This window comes from Streptomyces saintjeani (assembly GCF_055409605.1).
In genome coordinates this window covers 7,614,160-7,633,088 of the sequence record NZ_CP189624.1, presented here as the reverse complement: position 1 = coordinate 7,633,088, position 18,929 = coordinate 7,614,160, and the positions used below count along the sequence as shown (strand labels likewise).

Annotated in this window: 14 protein-coding genes; 3 read left to right on the top strand and 11 right to left on the bottom strand. The window is 73.6% G+C overall.

Annotated elements, in window-relative coordinates:
* Positions 1–154 precede the first annotated feature (154 nt).
* The 5 genes from ACQCO7_RS34565 to ACQCO7_RS34545 form a co-directional block, all read right to left on the bottom strand.
* Complete coding sequence (locus ACQCO7_RS34565) at positions 155–1,687, bottom strand: PucR family transcriptional regulator (protein WP_464075492.1); 1,533 nt, start codon at positions 1,685–1,687, stop codon at positions 155–157.
* Positions 1,688–1,702: 15 nt separating this feature from the next.
* A complete protein-coding gene (locus tag ACQCO7_RS34560) occupies positions 1,703–2,986 on the bottom strand; it encodes an aspartate aminotransferase family protein (protein ID WP_464075491.1) in 1,284 nt (427 codons plus the stop codon).
* Positions 2,983–3,825, bottom strand: a complete 843-nt coding sequence (locus tag ACQCO7_RS34555) for a nitrilase-related carbon-nitrogen hydrolase (protein ID WP_409116393.1) — start codon at positions 3,823–3,825, stop codon at positions 2,983–2,985. The genes ACQCO7_RS34560 and ACQCO7_RS34555 overlap by 4 nt, the downstream gene beginning before the upstream one ends.
* Before the next feature lie 296 nt (positions 3,826–4,121).
* Positions 4,122–5,708 carry a hypothetical protein gene (locus ACQCO7_RS34550; protein ID WP_464075490.1) on the bottom strand — a complete coding sequence of 529 codons (1,587 nt, stop codon included), beginning with the start codon at positions 5,706–5,708 and terminating at the stop codon, positions 4,122–4,124.
* A 192-nt stretch (positions 5,709–5,900) separates the two neighbouring features.
* Positions 5,901–6,155, bottom strand: coding sequence for a helix-turn-helix domain-containing protein (locus ACQCO7_RS34545; RefSeq protein WP_464075489.1), 255 nt, complete (start codon positions 6,153–6,155; stop codon positions 5,901–5,903).
* A gap of 32 nt (positions 6,156–6,187) precedes the next feature.
* Here ACQCO7_RS34545 and map point away from each other — a divergent pair, with 32 nt between their 5' ends.
* Complete coding sequence (map, locus tag ACQCO7_RS34540) at positions 6,188–6,961, top strand: type I methionyl aminopeptidase (protein WP_464075488.1); 774 nt, start codon at positions 6,188–6,190, stop codon at positions 6,959–6,961.
* A gap of 153 nt (positions 6,962–7,114) precedes the next feature.
* Here the strand turns inward: map and ggt are convergent, their stop codons facing one another.
* The gene (gene ggt / locus ACQCO7_RS34535; protein ID WP_464077354.1) at positions 7,115–8,929 is read right to left on the bottom strand and encodes a gamma-glutamyltransferase; all 1,815 of its coding nucleotides are present in this window, start codon (positions 8,927–8,929) and stop codon (positions 7,115–7,117) included.
* 153 nt (positions 8,930–9,082) lie between these two features.
* Here ggt and ACQCO7_RS34530 point away from each other — a divergent pair, with 153 nt between their 5' ends.
* Positions 9,083–9,838: a hypothetical protein gene (locus ACQCO7_RS34530; protein ID WP_464075487.1), complete on the top strand. Its 756-nt coding sequence runs from the start codon at positions 9,083–9,085 to the stop codon at positions 9,836–9,838.
* Positions 9,839–10,451: 613 nt separating this feature from the next.
* On the opposite strand, the gene ACQCO7_RS34525 is transcribed toward ACQCO7_RS34530, so the two are convergent.
* On the bottom strand, positions 10,452–10,871 hold the full coding sequence (locus ACQCO7_RS34525) for a DUF6278 family protein (RefSeq protein ID WP_464075486.1): 420 nt from the start codon (positions 10,869–10,871) through the stop codon (positions 10,452–10,454).
* 101 nt (positions 10,872–10,972) lie between these two features.
* On the opposite strand from ACQCO7_RS34525, the gene ACQCO7_RS34520 reads away from it, so the two are divergent.
* Positions 10,973–13,048 (top strand): GDSL-type esterase/lipase family protein, encoded by a 2,076-nt coding sequence (locus ACQCO7_RS34520; protein ID WP_464075485.1) that lies wholly within the window; start codon positions 10,973–10,975, stop codon positions 13,046–13,048.
* A gap of 59 nt (positions 13,049–13,107) precedes the next feature.
* Here the strand turns inward: ACQCO7_RS34520 and ACQCO7_RS34515 are convergent, their stop codons facing one another.
* The 4 genes from ACQCO7_RS34515 to ACQCO7_RS34500 all read right to left on the bottom strand — a co-directional run bounded on the left by ACQCO7_RS34515 (position 13,108) and on the right by ACQCO7_RS34500 (position 17,984).
* Entirely contained in the window at positions 13,108–13,887 is a 780-nt protein-coding gene (locus tag ACQCO7_RS34515) for an exodeoxyribonuclease III (protein ID WP_010355031.1), read from the bottom strand.
* Between the two features lie 30 nt (positions 13,888–13,917).
* Positions 13,918–14,553 (bottom strand): MBL fold metallo-hydrolase, encoded by a 636-nt coding sequence (locus ACQCO7_RS34510; RefSeq protein ID WP_409116484.1) that lies wholly within the window; start codon positions 14,551–14,553, stop codon positions 13,918–13,920.
* A 27-nt stretch (positions 14,554–14,580) separates the two neighbouring features.
* The gene (gene pcaDC, locus ACQCO7_RS34505; protein ID WP_050372257.1) at positions 14,581–15,852 is read right to left on the bottom strand and encodes a bifunctional 3-oxoadipate enol-lactonase/4-carboxymuconolactone decarboxylase PcaDC; all 1,272 of its coding nucleotides are present in this window, start codon (positions 15,850–15,852) and stop codon (positions 14,581–14,583) included.
* Between the two features lie 365 nt (positions 15,853–16,217).
* A complete protein-coding gene (locus ACQCO7_RS34500) occupies positions 16,218–17,984 on the bottom strand; it encodes an SWIM zinc finger family protein (protein WP_464077353.1) in 1,767 nt (588 codons plus the stop codon).
* Positions 17,985–18,929 lie beyond the last annotated feature (945 nt).

The following is an 18,929-nucleotide window of genomic DNA, read 5'->3' as shown; positions in this document are numbered from 1 at the left end:
GGGACCTCCGGTCACTCGGTGTGCGAGGAGCCTAGAAAGTCCGGGAGGGGGCTTTGAGGTGCAGCGTGTCACGTCTGAGGGCGTTTCGCGTGCCACGGTGTCACGCTCTCTTCGGCCCATGTTTCACCGCCGTTTTCGCAGGTCGTTCTGTGTTTCAGCGCTGTTGCGCGTCGTGCGCGAGGAGTGCGATGTGCATGGACGCCGCCTGTTCGAAGTCGTCCAGGTCGACGCCGAGGCGGGTCTCTATCGCCTCCAGTCGGCGGTAGAGCGCGGGCCGGGAGACGTGGTGGAGCTGGGCGGTGCGCGACTTGTTGCGGCCGGTCGCGAGGTACGTGCGCAGCACGGCGACCAGATCCTCGTCGACCGCGCCCAGCAGCCCGTCCAACTCCCGCTCCGCGAAGGCCTGTACGTGGGGGTCGTCGCGCAACAGCCGGATCAGTCCCCGGAGATGGACGTCCCTCAGGCGGACGACCCCGGGCAGGTCGAGGGCGTCGCCCGCGCCGTCGACGGCGTCGGCGACGTGCCGCGCCTCGCGCAGCCCCGCCGGGACGTCCTCCCAGCTGCCGCGCGGCCCGGCGGAGGCGACGACGGCCGCCCCGAGGCGGGCGGCGAAGTGCGCGGCGAGCGCGTCGGCGTCCTGGTCGCGGGCGAGGCTGAGCAGGACGGCGGTGAGCCCGTCGGCGAGTTCGGCGACGAGTCCGGGCAGCCCCAACAGCCGGAGCGTACGCTCCAGTTCACCGGGGTCGCGGTCGCGCACGACGAGCGGGACGAAGGTGCGCCGGTTGACCGGCAGCCCGGCGGCCCGTGCCCTGGACAGGAGCGCGCGGGCCGGTACGACGCCGGAGACGAGGTCGGTGAGCAGGCTCTGCGCGGACTGCTCCTCCCAGGTGGGGGCGGCGCCCAGCATGCGGTGCAGGACGAGGGCCTCGGCGGCCCGGTCGGCGAGGAGCCGCCCGCCGGCGGTGTCGCCCCGGTAGCCGCACAGCACGATCTGTCCCCAGCGTTCGCCCCGGCCGCCGAGTTCGGCGCGGATCCAGCCGTCGCCCTCTCTGCCGCCGGCCTGCCGGGCGATGCGTTCCCAGTCGCGCAACACGTCGTCCACGGCGGGGCGTTCACCGGCGGTGGCGAGGACGCGGTGCGCGAGGTTGGTGACGACGACGGGGCAGCCGCTGTGCTGGGCGACCTCGTCGAGGAGCCGTTGCAGCGGGGCGCCCGCCGTGATGAGGCCGGTCAGCGCGGTGCGTACGGCCTCCGAGAGGCTGACGGCTGCGAACTTCCGCCGTACCAGCCGGGATTGGACCTCCTCCGTCAACTCGGCGAAGGGGAAGGGCCGGTGGAGGACGACGAGGGGCAGTCCGCAGCGTTCGGCGGCCCTGCGCATCACGTCCGGCGGAGTGGGGAAGGCGCGGCCGAGCCCGAGGACGACGGCCGCGGCCTCCGCGCGGTACAGGGAGTGGATGTACTCGGCCTGCGCGCTGTCGTCACCGGCGAGCAACACCCCGGTGGTGAGGACCATTTCGCCGCCGCTGAGCATGACGCCGACGTCGGGCGCCTCGGCGACGTGCACCCAGCGCACCGGCCGGTCGAGCTGGCCCGCGCCGGCCACCACCTCGGGCTCACCGGCCAACACCCTTTCCAGGGAGAGGACCTGACGGACCGACAGAGCTGGTTCCAGGGTGGTGGTCATGGCGTCGTTCCTTCGTTACCGCGTACTCCTGAGAGCGCTGTCGAGGATCGCGGCGCCTTCCTCGGCCTCCGCGACGGTCAGGGTGAGCGGCGGGGCGACGCGCAGCGCGCTGGTGGCGTGCCCGCCGCCCTTGCCGATGAGCAGGCCGCCTTCGCGGGCCGCCTCCAGGACGGCGGCGGCGCGGTCCGGATCGGCCTCGTCCGTACCGGGTTTGACCAGTTCGACGCCGATCATCAGGCCGCGCCCGCGTACTTCGCGGACGCCGGGGTCCTGTGCGGCGGCTGCCCGCAGCCGTTCGAGGAGGAGGCCGCCGACGCGGCGGGCGTTGCCCTGGAGGTCGTGCTCCAGCAGGTAGGTGAGGTTGGCGAGCCCGGCGGCCATGGTGAGCTGGGTGCCGCCGAACGTCGAAATGCTGTTGGAGTCGAGGCAGTTCATGATCTCGGAGCGGGCGATCACCCCGCCGATCGACGTGCCGTTGCCGATGCCCTTGGCGAAGGTGACGATGTCCGGCGGCCCGCTGCGGGCGTGCGCCTGCCAGCCCCAGAAGTGGTCGCCGGTGCGGCCCCACCCGGTCTGCACCTCGTCGGCGATCCACAGGATGCCGCGCTCGCGCAGGACTTCGCGGAACGCCGCGTACAGGCCGTCCGGCGGGGAGGTGAACCCGCCGACGCCCTGGACCGGTTCGGCGATCAGCGCGGCGGGCGGGCGGGTGTGGCCGAGGAGGTCCTTGAGGTCGTCGACGCAGGCCGCGATGAACGCCTCGTCGTCCAGGTGCGCGTAGGGGCCCCGGGTGCGGACGCCGCCGTGCACGTACAGCGTCTGGAGCGGGGACAGGGAGGTCGGGGACCAGCCCTTGTTGCCGGTGATGCCGACCGTGCTGAACGAGCGGCCGTGGTAGCTGTTGCGCATCGCGAGCACGGTGTTGCTGCGCCGGTACGCCGTCGCGAGCAGCAGCGCGGTGTCGTTGGCCTCGGTGCCGGAGGTCGTGAAGAAGACGCGGGCGTCCGGGATGCCCGACAACTGGGCGATGCGCTCGGCGAGTTCGACCATCGGGCGGTTCAGGTACAGGGTGGACGAGTGGATGATCCGCCCGGCCTGCTCGCTCACCGCCTTCGTCACCTCGGGGAGGGCGTGCGCGGTCATCGTGGTGAGGATGCCGCCGAAGAAGTCCAGGTAGCGGGTGCCGTCGGCGCTCCACACGTACCGGCCCTCGCCGTGCGTGATCTCCAGCGGCTCCTCGTAGTACAGCGCGAGCCAGTCCGGCATGACGGCTCGGTGGCGGGCGTACAGGTCGCTCACGGCTTCACCAGTCCTTCGTAGGCGTCGGGACGGCGGTCGCGGTAGAAGGCCCACTGCTGCCGTACGTCCTCGATCAGGTCGAAGTCGAGGTCGCGGACGACGAGTTCCTCGTCCTGGTCGCTCGCGGTCCCTCCCACGAACTGTCCCCGCGGATCGACGAAGTAAGACGTCCCGTAGAAGTCGTTCTCGCCGTACTCCTCGCGGCCCACCCGGTTGATCGCCGCGACGAAGTACTCGTTCGCGACGGCCGCCGCCGGCTGCTCCAACTGCCACAGGTGCGCGGAGAGTCCGCGCGAGGTCGCCGACGGGTTGTAGACCAACTGGGCACCGTTGAGGCCCAGTTGCCGCCAGCCTTCCGGGAAGTGGCGGTCGTAGCAGATGTATACGCCGACCTTTCCGACGGCCGTGTCGAAGACCGGCCAGCCCGCGTTGCCCGGCCGGAAGTAGTACTTCTCCCAGAACCCCTTGACCTGCGGGATGTGGTGCTTGCGGTACTTGCCGAGGTAGGTCCCGTCGGCGTCGATCACGGCGGCGGTGTTGTAGTAGAAACCGGTTCCCTCGATCTCGAACACCGGTACGACGATCACCATGCCCGTCTCGCGTGCCAGCTCCCGCATCCGGCTCACCGTCGGCCCGTCCGGCACCGGCTCCGCCCAGCGGTAGTGCTCCGGCTCCTGCACCTGGCAGAAGTACGGCGCGTTGAACACCTCCTGGAAGCCGATCACCCGCGCACCCTGCCGGGCCGCCTCGCGGGCGTACTCCTCGTGTTTCGCCACCATGGACTCCGTGTCGCCGGTCCAGGTGGCCTGGACCAGTGCGGCACGTACGACATCGGCCATGAGCTGCTCCTTCGACGGGACGTCAGAGCCTCTACGCCCGTAGAAAGCGGGCCATAGAGGCATGAACGTAAGCCTCCGCGACGCCCTTGCCAAGACCACGGCCGTTAACCCGGGGAGTCGATCGCGTTTCACACTCCGGTGGGGGGTGGGGCGGGGCCGATCGGAGCAATGCGGGGTGGGGCGGCGGCTCGGGCGGAGGTACTACCCGGGTACGCCCGGTGCACGACCGGCACCGCCCCGCTCACCCCGAGGTACTACACGGGTACGACCCGCACACGACCGGCGCTCCCCTCACGTCACGCCGTGAACCCCGCCACCCGCAGCGCGTGCACCACATCCCAGTACCGCTCCTCCGACACCCCCCGCGCGGCCTCCACCAGCAACGGCACCAGCGTCCGCGGGTCCGGCGCGACACTGCGCGCCGCCTCCTCCGGCGCCCGCACCCGCACGTACGCGTCCAGCAGCGCCCGCACCTCACGCCGCCGCCCGTCCCCGACCAGCCCCAGGACGGCCTCCCCGATCTCCTCGGCGGGCCGCGCCACCCCCTGCCGCAGGATCTGCTCCCCGTCACCCGCCCGCCCCGCCCCGGTCAGCGCGTCCGCCGCCTCGACGAGCCGCTCGGCGGGCAGCGAGGCCGCCTCCCACAGCAGCGTCGACCAGTCGGCCCCCAGCCCGGCCCGCTGAAGCTCCCCGGCGACCAGCGGAATCCGCGCGGCGGGCCAGGACGCCAGCTCGACCAGCAGCGCGTGTGCCTCCCCGCTGCGCCGCTCGCCCCGCAGCGCGACCAGCCGCCGTACGACCTCGGCGGTCTCCTGCCGGGCGGCGACATCCGGCGCGACGACGGGCTCCGCCCGCACCCGGGCCACGGTCTTACGCCCTCCGGCCCCCGCGAACCGCGCCCCGCGTGGCCCCCTCCCCCCGTCCCCCTCGGGTACGACACCTGCCGCCTCCTCCGGCACGACGACGGCGGCCCCCTCCTCCTCCACGACCCCGGCGAACCGCGCACTCCCCCGCCGCCGCTTGCGCTGCTTGGGCACGGCGGCAGAAGGCACCTCCGACGCCTCCCCGGCATCGCGGCCACCCTCACCGCGCGCCCCCGCCTCACCGCCCCCGGCCGACCCGACGCCACCCGCCCCGCTCTCCCCGTCACCCGGACCCCACCCGGCACCCCACGACACACTGTCCGCGCCCCCCGGACCTCCCCCGGCCCCCGGCGACACACCGTCCGGGCCACTCGCCGCCCACCCGGCCCCCGCCGAACTCCCCTCACGCCCCTCGAACTCCCCTTCGCTCCCCCTGAACCCCCGAAGCCGCCCCTTCACATCCCGCCCGAACGCCCCCGCCTGCCGGGCACCCTCTTCGGGGAATCCCCCGCCCAGCCGATCCAACTCCGCCATCCTGGCGCGCAGTTCAGCGCACCGCGCGGTCGCCCGCTCATGGTCGTCATGAGCCCAGGCCAGGTCCAGCCGGACCCTGTCGGCCTGCTCCCGCGTCACGGCGGCGGACAGCCGCCGCCCCAACTCCGCCTGCCGCTCGACGGCGTACCGCTGCTCGCGGAGCATGACGTCGAGCCGGTCCCCGAGGTCGTCGCGGGCGCCGGGCCGGGAGTCGTGGGCGCGCAGGGCGGCGGCGTGCAGGACGCGCACCCGCCGCGCCTCCCGCTCGGCGACGGCGGGGCCGTATGCGGACGCCAGGTCCTGGAGGAGCGCCTCCATGACGTCCCAGGGCGGCATCTCGGTCCCGTCGAGGCAGGCCCGCATGCCGTCGGGGTCGCGCTGCCAGAACACGGCGCACCAGCCGCCGCCCTGGTCGAGGCGCCCCAGCAGGCCGTCCAGGCAGCTCACGAACTCCCGCACCTGCCCCGGGAGTTGTTCCACAGTCATCTCCGAACTCCCGCCAGACCGCTCCCTCGGACTGGTCAGAAAACACCAGCCGTGTTACAGCGCGGCTACGACCAGTTTGCGAAGGGGCCGCGAAGACGACATGGCCGGATCCCGACGACCCCACCAAGGATGTTCACACAAAGGCCGTGCGGGCAAAGGGAGTTCACAAGAAAGACGCCCGCGCGGGGCGCCTCAGACCACCCCCGCCGGAGCGCACCGCACCGCCAACTCGTCCATGGACAGCCCGAGTACGACGGCCAGCGCGGCGACCGTGAAGAACGCGGGCGTCGGCGCTCTGCCCGTCTCGATCTTGCGCAGCGTCTCCGCCGAGATCCCGGCCCGCGCCGCGACCTCGGCCATGCTCCGCCCGCCGCGGGCCTCGCGCAGCAACCGGCCGAGCCGCTCGCCGCGTTCACGCTCTTCTGGGGTCAAGGGGGTGCGCACCATGACCCCATTCTAATACCGGTATAGTAATTGGCATGGTGGAGCTGAAGACAGACACGTCGATCGACGAGATGTACCGGGCCGGCCAGGTGGTGGCCCGCGCCCTCACGGCCGTACGGGAAGCCGCTGACGTGGGCGTTTCCCTGCTGGAGCTGGACGAGGTGGCGCGCGGGGTGCTGCGCGGCGCGGACGCGGACTCGCCGTTCCTCGGCTACCGCCCGTCCTTCGCGACGACGCCGTTCCCGGCCGTCATCTGTGCCTCGGTGAACGACGCGATCGTGCACGGCATCCCGACCCACCAGAAGCTGCGCGACGGCGACCTCGTCTCCATCGACTGCGGAGCCCAACTCGGCGGCTGGGCGGGCGACTCGGCGATCAGCTTCACCGTCGGCGCCCCGCGCCCGGACGACGTCCGCCTGATCGAGACGGCCGAACGCGCCCTGGCCGCCGGGATCGCCGCCGCGACGGCCGGCAACCGCATCGGCGACATCGCGCACGCGATCGGCGAGGTCTGCCGGGACGGCGGCTACGGCATCCCGCAGGGCTTCGGCGGCCACGGCATCGGCCGCCGAATGCACGAGGACCCGCCGGTCCCCAACGAGGGCCGCCCCCACCGGGGCATGCTCCTGCGCCGGGGCATGGCCCTGGCGATCGAGCCGATGCTCATCGCGAGCGGCCGGGACGGCTACCACGAGGCGCCCGACGGCTGGACGCTGCGCACGAACGACGGCTCGCGCGCGGCGCACGTCGAGCACACGGTCGCGATCACGGACGACGGCCCGAGGATTCTGACGGCCCGGGACCACTGAACGACGGCCGGCCCACCCGGAATCGGGTGAGCCGCCCGTCAACTCCCTTGCCTAGTGCCGCGTCAGGCAACGTTCGCCTGTCGCGACGCCCGGCACGCACTCTCGCCGCACCGGACGCCGCTCCTTGACGGGCAAACGTCGCCTGACACGGCACTAGCTCGCCGGATACACCACCTGCGCCGACCCGCCACCGCGCCGCACGGTCTCGGCGGCGGCCAGCCACTTCCCACCGGGCAGCCGCTGTACGGCAGTTGCCGCCCCGATCTCGGCGTTCAGCCGGAACCCGTGCCCGATCGCCTCCAGCTTGGCCCTCAAGTCACCGTTGTAGAGGGCCGGTTCGAGTTCGGTGGTCGTCTGGTTGCGCTGACTGGCTCGCGGAGCGGCGATCGCGTCGACCAACGGCAGCTTCCGGTCCACGAATTCGGTCAGCACCTGGAGGACGGTCGTGATGATGGTCGCCCCACCGGGCGAACCCAGCGCCACCACCGGCCTGCCGGCCTTGTCGAGCACGATGGTCGGCGAGATCGACGACCGGGGCCGCTTGCCGGGACCGGGCAGGTTCGGGTCGTGCACGGCGGGGCTCGCGGGCGCGAACGAGAAGTCCGTCAGCTCGTTGTTGAGGATGAATCCCCGGCCCGGGACGGTGATCGCGCTGCCGCCGGTCTGCTCGATGGTGAGGGTGTAGGCGACGACGTTGCCCCACTTGTCGGCGACCGTGAGGTGCGTGGTGCTGTCGCCCTCGTACGTCGTCGGTGCCGGTGTCCCGCTCGCGTCGCAGGCCGCCGGGTTGCGCGGATCGCCGGGCGCGACAGGGCTGGTGAGGACGGCGTCGTCCTTGATGAGGCAGGCCCGCGAGTCGGCGTACCTCTGCGAGAGGAGTTCCTTCGTGGGGACGTTCTCGAAGGCCGGGTCGCCGACCCAGCGGCCCCGGTCGGCGAACGCGATCCGGCTGGCCTCGATGTAGCGGTGCAGGTACTGGACCTCGCTCGCCTTCGAAAGGTCCGTCTTCTCCAGGATGTTGAGGGCCTCGCCGACGGTCGTGCCGCCGGAGGAGGACGGCGCGATCGAGTAGACGCCGAGTCCTCGGTACGAAGTCTTCGTGGGCGCCTGGAAGTTGGCGCGGTAGGCGGCGAGGTCGGCGGCGGAGAGTTTGCCGGGCCGGGCGTTCCACCCCGAACCCGGGTCCACCGGCGGCTTGTTGACCGTCCTGACGATGTCCTTGCCGATGTCGCCCTGATAGATCGCGGAGACGCCCTTCCTGCCCAGCTCCGCGTAGGTGCGGGCGAGGTCGGGGTTCGTGAAGGTCGAACCGACCACCGGGAGCTGCCCGTTCGGCAGGAACAGCTTCGTCGTGTCGGGGAAGTAGCGGAACCGGGTCTCGTTGGCGGCGGTCTGCGAGCGGAACGTGTCGTCGACGGTGAACCCGTCGCGGGCGAGCCGCTCGGCCGGCTTCAGCACCGAACCCAGGCTCTTCGTACCCCACTTGGACAGCGCGCTCGCCCACGTGGCGGGCGTGCCAGGGGTGCCGACGCTGAGACCGCTGCTGACGGCGTCGGCGAAGGCGAGGGGCTGCCCGTTCTCGACGAACAGGTTCACGTCGGCGCTCAGCGGCGCGGTCTCGCGGCCGTCGATCGTGCGCACCGTACGGGACTTGGCGTCGTAGTAGACGAAGTAGCCGCCTCCTCCGACGCCCGCCGAGTAGGGCTCGGTGACGCCGAGCGCGGCGGCGGTCGCGACGGCCGCGTCGACCGCGTTGCCGCCCCTGCGCAGCACCTCGATGCCGGCGGCGGACGCGTCCGCGTCGACGCTGGAGACGGCGCCGCCGTACCCGACGGCGACGGGAACCTTCTCCACCGCCTTGTGCCGCACGGACGATGACAAGGCGTTCGGTGGCGCGGCGGCACCCACCGAGACCACGGCGGCAGAGACCGCCAGGACCGTCAGTTTCCGTACCACAGGGCGACGCAGGGCCATCCGCATGTACCTCCAGTCAAGGACCGTCCGCGCACTGTAGCCACACTGCCCCGTCGCCGACAGGGGCATTCAGGGCACTGTCATACGACTGCCACACCTCGAACACGGGTACGCCCCAGGCGGGTTCGGCCGCTACCATGCGCGCCCATGAACGACGACGTGCGCAATATCGTCCTCGGCGTGCTGGCCGCCGGTCTCAGTGCCGGGCTCGGCTGGCTGGCGCGGACGTACCTGTGGAGGCGCCGACTCCGGCGTAAACAGGCGTTCTTCGGGCTGCCGGAGAACTCCGAGTCGCTGCTCGTCGTCAACCGCGACCCGGCGACCTCCGAGCCCGCCGTGCACCGCTACGACGTGTTCGCGCTCCTCGAACTGGCCGCGCTCGTCAAGGACTGCGGGGCCAACGTGCAGATGGTCACCCAGGACGGGGTGCAGCAAGGCTTCGGCGAGCGTACGGAGTTCTGTGTGGGCGGGCCCAGCTCCAACCGGCGGATGCTCGCGCACATGTCGGCGATGCTGCCCGGCTTCCGGGTGAACATCGACCCCGAACCCGGCCCGGACCGGGGGGCGTTCCAGATCGGCACCGAGCGCTACCGCATGGACACCGGTATCACCGAGTACGTCCTGCTGGCCCGGCTCACGACCGGCGAACGGCGCGGCACGCGGCCGGTGTTCCTCTTCTGCGGCCAGCGCGCGATCAACAACCAGGCGGCGACCCGGTACTTGGCCCGCCACCACGAGCGCCTGGCCCGCAAGTACGGCGCGGACTCCTTCGCGCTGCTCCTGAAGGTCGTCAACTCCCAGGCGTACGGCCCCGATGTGGTGGAGCTGGTGGCCGACGTGACCCGGCCGGCCCGTACGCCGCTGGTGGACCCGGTGACGCCGACGTCCCACCGGACGACCTGAGGCTCCATCAACTGCCGTGCGCCACACGCCTCGTACGCCGCGCCCCCGGGAACCGGGACGGGCGGGCCCCCGCCGCGCCTCCACGGCAGGGGCCCGCCCGCTCTCGGCAAGCCGGTCCGGCGATGCGCCGCACACCCACCCGACCCGCTCCGCATCGAGCACAACCCGTCCGGCGCGCGGCTGACCTTCTCCCCGCACAGCGTCCGACCCGTCGTACGGACCGCCTGCACTGTGCGAGCAGTGATCTCCGGCCGCGCGTCCGGCCGGGTATGGCTCTGGTGAACTGCTGCCCCCTACGGTCCGCCCTGCGGCGGAGTCCCCGGCCCGGTCACCGTCGCTCCGGGGATGAACGATCCATCGTAGTCGAGCCCGGTCACGGCCTGGACGCCCCCCACTAGTGGCCGACGGAGCGGGCCCGGTCGGGCTCCTTCTTTCGCTTGTCGACGTCACGCAGTCCGATCAACGGATCGACGGCCATGCTCAGCCCTACTCGCTCTCAGCTGTGTGTCGTGGTCGCCGCAAACTATCGAGAGCGGACGGGACTTGAGACGCGACACGCACTTTTCGGGCATAAGCCGTATTTAACCTCTCTTCCCGAAGGCGCGTCACCCCGTCACACCTCGGCGACCTCCGCATACCACTGCGACAGCTCCGGAACCCCGCTGGCCGCCCACTCCCGGCCGGCCGTCACGACGTCGAACTCCCGCCCGGAGCCCAGCCGTACGACCGGTTCGCCGCCCGGCCAGAAGGTCCACTCGGCGCCCTCGACGGTACGTACGACGACCGTGCCGAGGTAGAGCCCGGCGTCGTTGCCGAGCCAGGCCAGCGTCTCCTCGTCGTCACGCCAGCGCGGCAGCAACTGGTCGAGCGCCTCCAGGGAACCGGCCGTGTCGTCGAGCCGGACGCCCGCCTCCTCCGCCTGGGAGCGCAGGAGTTCGCACTCGGACAGCAGTCCGGCCACACCCTCGGGGTCCGCGTCCAGCAGCACGCCCGCAGCCCTCTTGCGCCTGTTGCCCAGGAAAGGGATGTTCATACGCCCAGCGTGGCATTCGCACCGTCGTCCGCACCACAGGCGCGCGGGCACCCGTGTCCGCCGTCCCGGTACGATCATCGGACGACAGGAGAGGGAGAGACGTGCGCCGAAGGGCCTGGGCGTTTCCGCTGATCGCGACCCTGCTGCTGGCTCCCCAGACCGCCGCGCGCGCTGGTTCGCGCGCCTCTGGCGCTCCCCCCGTACCCCTGGAGAGCCACTTCGACAACCGGGGCATCAGCGCGGACGACCGTCCCTCCGGCGCGGACCTCGACAGCAGGGGCGCCTCTCTCTCCGCCTCGGCGCTCGCCTCGGCGGGCTGGACCCCCGGTCGCGCCCTGACCGTGCACGGCACCCGCCTGACCTGGCCGGCGACCGCCCCCGGCGCCCCGGACAACGTCCTCGCCGACGGGCAGCGGGTGACCGCCCTCGGCCGGGGCGACGCGCTCACGTTCCTCGTCACGAGCACGACGGGGCACACCGCGCGCGGGAAGGGCGAGATCGTGTACGCCGACGGCACGCGCGCGCCGTACACCCTCGCCGCCCCCGACTGGCGCCAGGGCCCCGCCGCCACGAAGGCGGTCACTCTCCCCCACGTCAACACCCCCGCCGGCCGCCGTCCCGCACGCGCGCGCGTGTACGCCGTGACGGTCCCCCTGACCCCGGCCCGCACCGTCACCTCCGTACGCCTCCCCGTCGCCTCCGGCCTTCACGTATTCGCCCTCGCGATCCGCACGGACCCCGGCCCCTGGACCGGTACGTGGGCAACGGCCCAGTCCGGCCTGCCCGCCGAGGGCCCGTGGACGGACCGCACGCTGCGGCTGGTCGTCCACACGTCGGCGGGCGGCGCCCGCGTACGGCTGCGCTTCGACAACACGTTCGCCTCGGTGCCGGTGCGGATCGGGGCCGCGACGGTCGCCCTACGTGCGCGGGCGGCAGACACGCCGGGGGCGGCCTCGGGCAACGGTGTCGGGAGGCGCGGCACAGAGGCGCCCGGGGCGTCCTCGACGCCGGATGGGCGAGCGAGCGCGTCAGGGGCGATCGCGGGTCCTGCGGGGGTGCGGGGCGTGACGGGCCGGCCGGCCGGTGAGTCCTCCGGGGGCGCGGGCGCCACGGCGTCCAGGACCACCCCGGGCGGCTCCACCGGGTCTCCCGGCCGCACGCCGTCCGTGACGGCCCCGGAAGGCCCCGCCGGATCTCCGGGCCCGCCCCTGGGCCCGGCGGCCCCTGGCGCCGCCCCCAGCGGCTCCGGAGCGGCCGTGGACGGCGTCCCCGTGCCCGTGTCGTTCGGCGGCTCGGCCGGCGTCGAGATCCCCGCCGGGACGCGTGCCGTCAGTGATCCGGTGGACCTCGTCGTGCCCGCGGGCGCCGATCTGCTGGTCAGCTTCCATCTGCCGGGGACCGTGACCGCGCTCCCCACGCACCGGTACGCCTCGCAGCGGTCGTACCTCAGCGCGCCGGGCGATCACACGGCGGACCGCGCGGGAACGGCGTACGCCTCGGAGCTCACCGGGTGGCCGCTGCTCGCCGGGGTCGACGTGGCCGGGGGACCCGGGAGCGTCGTCTTTCTGGGGGACTCGATCACCGACGGGTACCTGTCGACGACGGACGCGAACCGGCGGTGGCCGGACGGGCTCGCCGCGCGCCTGCGCGGGCAGCGGGCGGTACCGGCGTACGGCGTGCTGAACGCCGGGATCGCCGGCAACCGCGTCGGCGCCGACGGCTATGCCGGGGACGGTGTCTCGCCCGTCGCCTCGGGGGTGTCGGCGCTCGCGCGGCTGGAGCGGGACGTGTTCGCGCAGCCGTCGGTGCGGACGCTGGTCGTCTTCGAGGGGATCAACGACCTGCGCCGGGGCGGGACTTCGGACGACGTGACCGACGGGCTGCGGGAGATCGCCGAGCGGGCCGGGGCGCGCGGGGTACGGGTACTGGGCGCGACGCTCCTGCCGTGCGCCGGGGACCTGAGGTGTACCCCCGAGGTCCAGGAGCGGCGCGAGAAGGTCAACGCGTGGATCCGGGACGGCGACGCCTTCGACGCCGTCCTCGACTTCGACGCCGCGCTGCGGGACCCCGCCGATCCGGCCCGGCTGCTGCCCGCGTACGACAGCGGGGACCGGCTGCACCCTTCGGACGCGGGGTACGCGGCGCTGGCGGCGGCGGTGGACCTGACGGAGCTGTGACCTCCGGCGAGGCGCCGGTGTGCCGGCACCCGCCGCCCTCCCTCCGAGGTACTACCCGGTTACACCTCCAGGTCGACGACCACCGGCGCGTGGTCCGACGCGCCCTTCCCCTTGCGCTCCTCGCGGTCCACGTACGCGTCCTTGACGGCCTTCGCGAAGGGCTCGTTGCCGTAGACCAGGTCGATGCGCATGCCCCGGTTCTTGGGGAAGGCGAGCTGGCGGTAGTCCCAGTAGGTGTACGGGTGGTCGTACTTGAGGGGGCGGGGTACGACGTCCGTCAGGCCGGTCTCGCGCAGGGCCGCGAGGGCCGCGCGCTCGGCGGGGGTGACGTGGGTGAGGCCCTCGAAGACGGCCGTGTCGAAGACGTCGTCGTCCGTGGGGGCCACGTTGTAGTCACCGAGGACGGCGAACGGACGGCCCCCCTGCGCGTCGCCCGTGACCGCCGCCTTCAGCGCCTCGAACCACTGGAGCTTGTACGCGTAGTGCGCGTGGTCGACCTCGCGCCCGTTCGGCACGTACACCGACCACACGCGCACGGGACCGCAGGTCGCCGACACCGCGCGCGGCTCCTCGGCGCCGTCGTACTCCGGGCCGCCGGGCAGGCCCTTGACGACGTCATCGAGGCCGACCCGGGAGAGCACCGCCACGCCGTTCCACCGGCCCGTCGCGTTCACCGCCGCCTCGTACCCGGCCTCGCGCAGCGCGTCGAACGGGAACTGCTCCTCGGCCAGCTTGGCCTCCTGGAGGCACAGCACGTCCGTGCCGCTGCTCTCCAGCCAGGCCAGGAGCCTCGGCAGGCGGGCGGTGATCGAGTTCACGTTCCAGGTCGCGATGCGCATGCCTGACAACCTACCGGGCCCCACCGACAGTCACACCGAGGTGCTCTCCCCGGGCGCCAGCCGCCCGTGCTCGGCGCCGCCCAGCGCGCCGATCTGGTTGTCGTAGATCGGCCGGGCGAGGTCGGTCAGGAGGGCGTCGTGGATGTCGTACGCGCGCGCGGGCTTCACCTCACGGACGTAGTCGATCACCTCGGAGATCTTGCTCCAGGGGGCCATCACGGGCAGCATCAGCGTCTCCACCGCGTGGTCGGGGACGGTGAGCGCGTCCCCGGGGTGGAAGACGCGGCCGTCGTCGATCAGGTAGCCGACGTTCGTGATGCGCGGGAGGTCCGGGTGGATCACGGCGTGCAGCTCGCCGTGGACCTGGACGTCGAACCCGGCGGCGGTGAACGTGTCGCCGTGCCCGACGGTGTGCACGCGCCCGGGGAAGGCCGCGGCGAGCTGCTCAGCGACCGCGCGCAGGGTCCAGATCGCGGCCTCGGGGTTCGCCTCCAGCGCGGCCCTCAGGTGCGCCTCGCTGAAGTGGTCCGGGTGCTCGTGCGTGATCAGGATCGCGTCCGCGCCGACGGCCGCGTCCGCCTCGCTGAACACGCCCGGGTCGAGGACGAGGGTGCGGCCGTCCTTCTCCAGGCGGACACAGGCGTGCGACTTCTTGGTGAGCTGGATGATCGTCATGGGTCCATCCTGCATCGCTCACTCCTGCGGTGTGGTCTCCTCCCGGATGACCTGCTGGGCCACCCGGAACGCGCTGTTGGCCGAGGGCACCCCGCAGTAGACGGCGGCGTGCAGCAGGACCTCCTTGATCTCGTCCGGGGTGAGGCCGTTGCGCAGGGCCGCACGCGTGTGGAAGGCGAGTTCGTCGAGGTGGCCGCCCGCGACGAGGGCCGTCAGGGTGACGCAGCTGCGCGCGCGCCGGTCGAGGCCGGGGCGGTCCCAGATCTCGCCCCAGGCGTACCGGGTGATGAACTCCTGGAAGTCGCCGGAGAAGTCGTCGGCCTGGGTCAGCGCGCGGTCCACGTGCGCGTCGCCGAGCACCTCGCGGCGGACCTTCAGCCCGGAGTCGTACGGGTCGGGACGCCCCATCACCTGGTCGGTCGCGACCGGCGGGGCCGGGGCGATCTCGGCGATCGGGGCGGGCTGCTGCGGAAGTACTACGGGTATCCCCGGTACCACGGTCTGACCCGTGTCGTACCCGGGCTGCCAGGCCGTCGAGAAGTGCCGCACCAGCAGGTCGGTGACGGCGGCCGGCTGCTCCACCGGTACGAGGTGCGAGGCGCCGGGTACGACGGCGAGGCGCGCGTCCGGGATGCCCGCGACCAGCGTGCGCGCCTCGGCGGGGCCGGTGACCTGGTCGTCGGAGCCGACGAGGACCAGCGTCGGGACGCCGACCATGCCCAGTTCGTGCCGTACGTCGAAGGCGGCGAGGGCCTCGCAGGAGGCGATGTAGCAGCCGGGGTCGGTGGTGCGGACCATCTGGACGGCCCAGTCGGTGATCGCGGGCTGCGCGGCGGCGAACCCGGCCGTGAACCAGCGGTCCGGCGAGGTGCGGGCGATCGGGTCGAGGCCGTTGGTGCGCACGATCACCCCGCGCTGGCGGAACTCGTCGGCCGTGCCGAACCGGGGCGAGGAGGCGATCAGCGCGAGCGAGGCGAGCCGTTCGGGGTGGCGCAGGGCGAGTTCGACGCCGACGGCGCCCGCGAGCGCGCAGCCCGCGAAGCCGAAGCGCTGCACGCCGAGCGCGTCCAGGGTGGCCAGCAGGCGCGCGGCCAGGTCGGCGACCGATCCGGCGGGGTAGGCGGGGGCGCCGCCGTGGCCGGGCAGGTCGAACCTGAACACCCGCCACTGCTTGGTGAGTTCGGGGATCTGCCGGTCCCACATGTGCCAGGTGGTCCCGAGCGAGGGGCCCAGGATGAGCACGGGGGCGTCGTCCGGCCCGTCGAAGCGGTACTGGAGGGTGGGCGTCACCGGCCCGGCCGTCGGCGGGGCCGCGGGCACGGCACCGGCGGGCAGCGCGTTCCCGACGACGGCCGGCAGCACGGCCGCCGGCAGACCCGGGATCGCGGTCGCGGGGGTGGGGGTCTTCGTCTCACTCACCGCTCCACGCTAACCGCCCCACGCGCCACGCGGGCCACGGCCCCCTCCAACTCCGCGCGCTCTCCCGCCGTATCACCGCATCACGCCCGGGGAACCGCTACACGGTCTTCACGGGACGTACGGCGACACAGGGCGCGTACGGGCCGTAGCACTTCGGGTCGGTCGTAGTACTCGCGGCGTACGTCCGGCGCCCCGCCCGCCGGCCCCGGCGCAAGCCCCTGCCGGACCGAGCCCGTTCACTCGTCCGCCCGCGGGTTCGCCGTCGCCAGCGCGTCGATCGGGTCGTACGCGGGCGTGCCCCGGGGCCACCAGTCCTCGTCGCCCGGTTCGGATTCGTACGCGTACCACAAGCCGTCCTGGCCGTAACGGAGTTGGACGTGGCCGACGGGGTGGGTGAGGTGGTTGCGCCAGGGGCGGAAGGCGGGGCGGCCGGTGGCGAGGAGGAGGGGGCGGGCCCGGTCGAAACGGCCGGCGGGCGGGTCCCAGGGGTCCTCCAGGACGGCGAGCCCGTCGAGCCCGCCCTGGCGCCACGCGGCGACCGCGCGGGCGAGGTCGCCGGACGTGCGGCCGGTGGCGGCGGCGAGGGCGGAGTACAGGGCGCGGGTCGCGGCGGTGAGGCCGGAGCCGGGGCGGGCGGCGGCCAGGCGTACGGCGTCCTGCCACAGGGTGAGTCCGCCGATCGGGTCCTCGCCGGTCGCGAGCAGCGCGTGCGCGCGGGCGGCGGCGTCCGTGGCGAGCTGGTCCAGCGCGAAGGCGTCCGGGCCGTCGGGGACGGACGGGTACGCCGGGGGCTGCTCCGGGTGCGGCGGCACGGGCAACGGGGCGGGCAGCGGCGGGAGTTGGTCGCGCCGTACGATCGCCTCGGCGGCGCGGACGCCGGGCAGGTTCTCGGTCTCGCCGTCCCGCGCGGCGCGGGCCGCGTGCGCGGCGCTGCGGCGGGCCAGCGTGTCCAGCAGGTCTCGTTCGCCCCGGCCGCGCAGCAGGAGCAGCACGAACGGGTCGGCGTCCAGCAGGCGCGCGGTCTGGTAGCAGAGGGCCGCCGCGTGCTTGCAGGGGTGCCCCCGGTCCGGGCAGCTGCACTGCGGCTCCAGCTCGCCCGCCACCGGCAGCAACGGCACCCCGCACTCCGCCGCCAGCGCCGGCGGGACCTCCTTGTCCAGCAGCGCGGCGATCTGTCCCGGCCGCTCCACCGCCGCGCCCAGGAACCGTTCCCAGTCCTCCGCCGCCCACGTCCGCAGCCTGACCTGCACCCGGTACGGCCGCGGCCGGCTCCCCTGCACGTACGCCAGCACGGACCCGGGCGTCACGGTGATCGCGTCCACCCGCCCGCCCTCGGCATACCCCCGCCCCCGCGCGAGCCGCCCCGCGTCCAAGGCCCCGCCCTCCAACGCGGAAACCCACGCCTCTCCCCACCAGGTGCGCGCGAAGGGGGCGCCCTGGACGGGGAGGGCGGAGAAGGTGCGCCTGAGGTCGCCGTCGCGGGAGGGGGAGGCCATGGTCCGGGGGACGTACGCGCGGGGTTCGGCGGGGGCCGGGGAGGCATGCGGGGTGGCCGGGGGGTTGTCGGCGAGCGCGGGGTGGGACCGGGGAGAGGCGTGCGGCGCCTCCCAAGCCTCGTCGGAGAACCCGGACTCAACCCGGGGAGAATCACGCGGCACAGCCCGAGGCTCACTGGAGCGTGCGGACTTGGTCCGAGGGGAGGCATGCGATCCGGCGCCTCGCTCGCCGGAGGACGCGGGCAGAGGCCGGGGAGAAGCATGTGCCTCTGCCGAGGGCTCGTCGGCCGGCGCGGGCTGATGCCTGTCGGAAGCATCCCGTGCGGCCCCGGAGTCGTCCGATAGCGCGGGCTGGTCCCCGGCGCCGGGAGAGACATGCTGTCCGGCCAAGGGCTCGTCCGGGTGGGCGGAGGGCTCGGGCGCGGTCGAGGATCGGGGCTGGTCGAAGGCCGGGGTTCCTGGGGTGGCCGGGGTCAGATCTGAAGCCGGGTCGTGAGCCCCGGCCAAGCCCGAAGCCGATGCCGAGTCGTGAGCCGAAGCCGGGCCGGGAGCCGGAACGGGGCGAGCCAGGCCGGGAGCCGAAGCGGGCCGGACCGGAACGGGGCTGGCCGGGCCGCGAGCCGGAGCAGGGCGGGCCGGGTCGGTGGCTGCGGACGGCTCCTGGAAGGCCGACCGGTACGACTCCGTCGGTGAACCCGCGCGCGGGCCCGATGCCGACCCCTGCCCCTGCGTGGCGTACAACGCGTCCGCCCCGATCCACGGCAGTGCTACGCCGGTCTCGTGGCCCTCGTCCGACCCCGCCCACGGCAGCGCCGTCACCCCGGTCTCGTCGCCCCCATCCGCGACACGCACCCCCTCCGCAGACAGGCCCCCCTCCCCATCCCGCGCGCCCCCGCCCTCCGTCTCCTCCCCTTCGTCCTCCGAAGGCATCCGGAAAGCTCCCGCCAGCCAACTCTTCAGATCCCGCGCCCGCTCACCCGGGACCCCCGGCACGGCCTCACCTCGCGCTGCCCCACCCCGAGCACCGCCCCGCACCTGCTTCCGCCCGCCCTGAGCCGCCGCCTCGTCCTCCTCCCGCCTCCGCGCCCGCGCAGCCCGCAGCGCCTGCCGGGCGACATCGGCGGGCCGGGGTACGTCGACGGCGTCCACGGCCCCACCGGGATCAAGGGCCGCCGAAACCTCACCCGCGCCGGACGACTCCCCTCCCTCAGGCTCACCCTCCCCAGCCACACGCAGCCCGCTCCCGGAAGCAGCATCCCCCTCGACACCCCGCGCACCACGAGAAGCCCCCTCACCAGCACCAACCTCCCCCACCTCTTCCCGCCCAGCGCTCCCTCTCCGCGCCGCCAACGCCTCACGCAACGCAGCCCGAGCCGCATCCCCGGGCCGCGCCACCCTCTCGCCTCCTGCTGCCGCCGGCCGCCCGGAACCAGCCTCCAGCGCCGCCCCCTC

Bases quoted from the DNA above. Each gene is read 5' to 3' on its own strand.
- ACQCO7_RS34565 (WP_464075492.1), bottom strand. From the start codon at position 1,687: ATGACCACCACCCTGGAACCAGCTCTGTCGGTCCGTCAGGTCCTCTCC.
- ACQCO7_RS34555 (WP_409116393.1), bottom strand. From the start codon at position 3,825: ATGGCCGATGTCGTACGTGCCGCACTGGTCCAGGCCACCTGGACCGGC.
- ACQCO7_RS34550 (WP_464075490.1), bottom strand. From the start codon at position 5,708: ATGACTGTGGAACAACTCCCGGGGCAGGTGCGGGAGTTCGTGAGCTGC.
- ACQCO7_RS34545 (WP_464075489.1), bottom strand. From the start codon at position 6,155: ATGGTGCGCACCCCCTTGACCCCAGAAGAGCGTGAACGCGGCGAGCGG.
- map (WP_464075488.1), top strand. From the start codon at position 6,188: ATGGTGGAGCTGAAGACAGACACGTCGATCGACGAGATGTACCGGGCC.
- ACQCO7_RS34530 (WP_464075487.1), top strand. From the start codon at position 9,083: ATGAACGACGACGTGCGCAATATCGTCCTCGGCGTGCTGGCCGCCGGT.
- ACQCO7_RS34525 (WP_464075486.1), bottom strand. From the start codon at position 10,871: ATGAACATCCCTTTCCTGGGCAACAGGCGCAAGAGGGCTGCGGGCGTG.
- ACQCO7_RS34515 (WP_010355031.1), bottom strand. From the start codon at position 13,887: ATGCGCATCGCGACCTGGAACGTGAACTCGATCACCGCCCGCCTGCCG.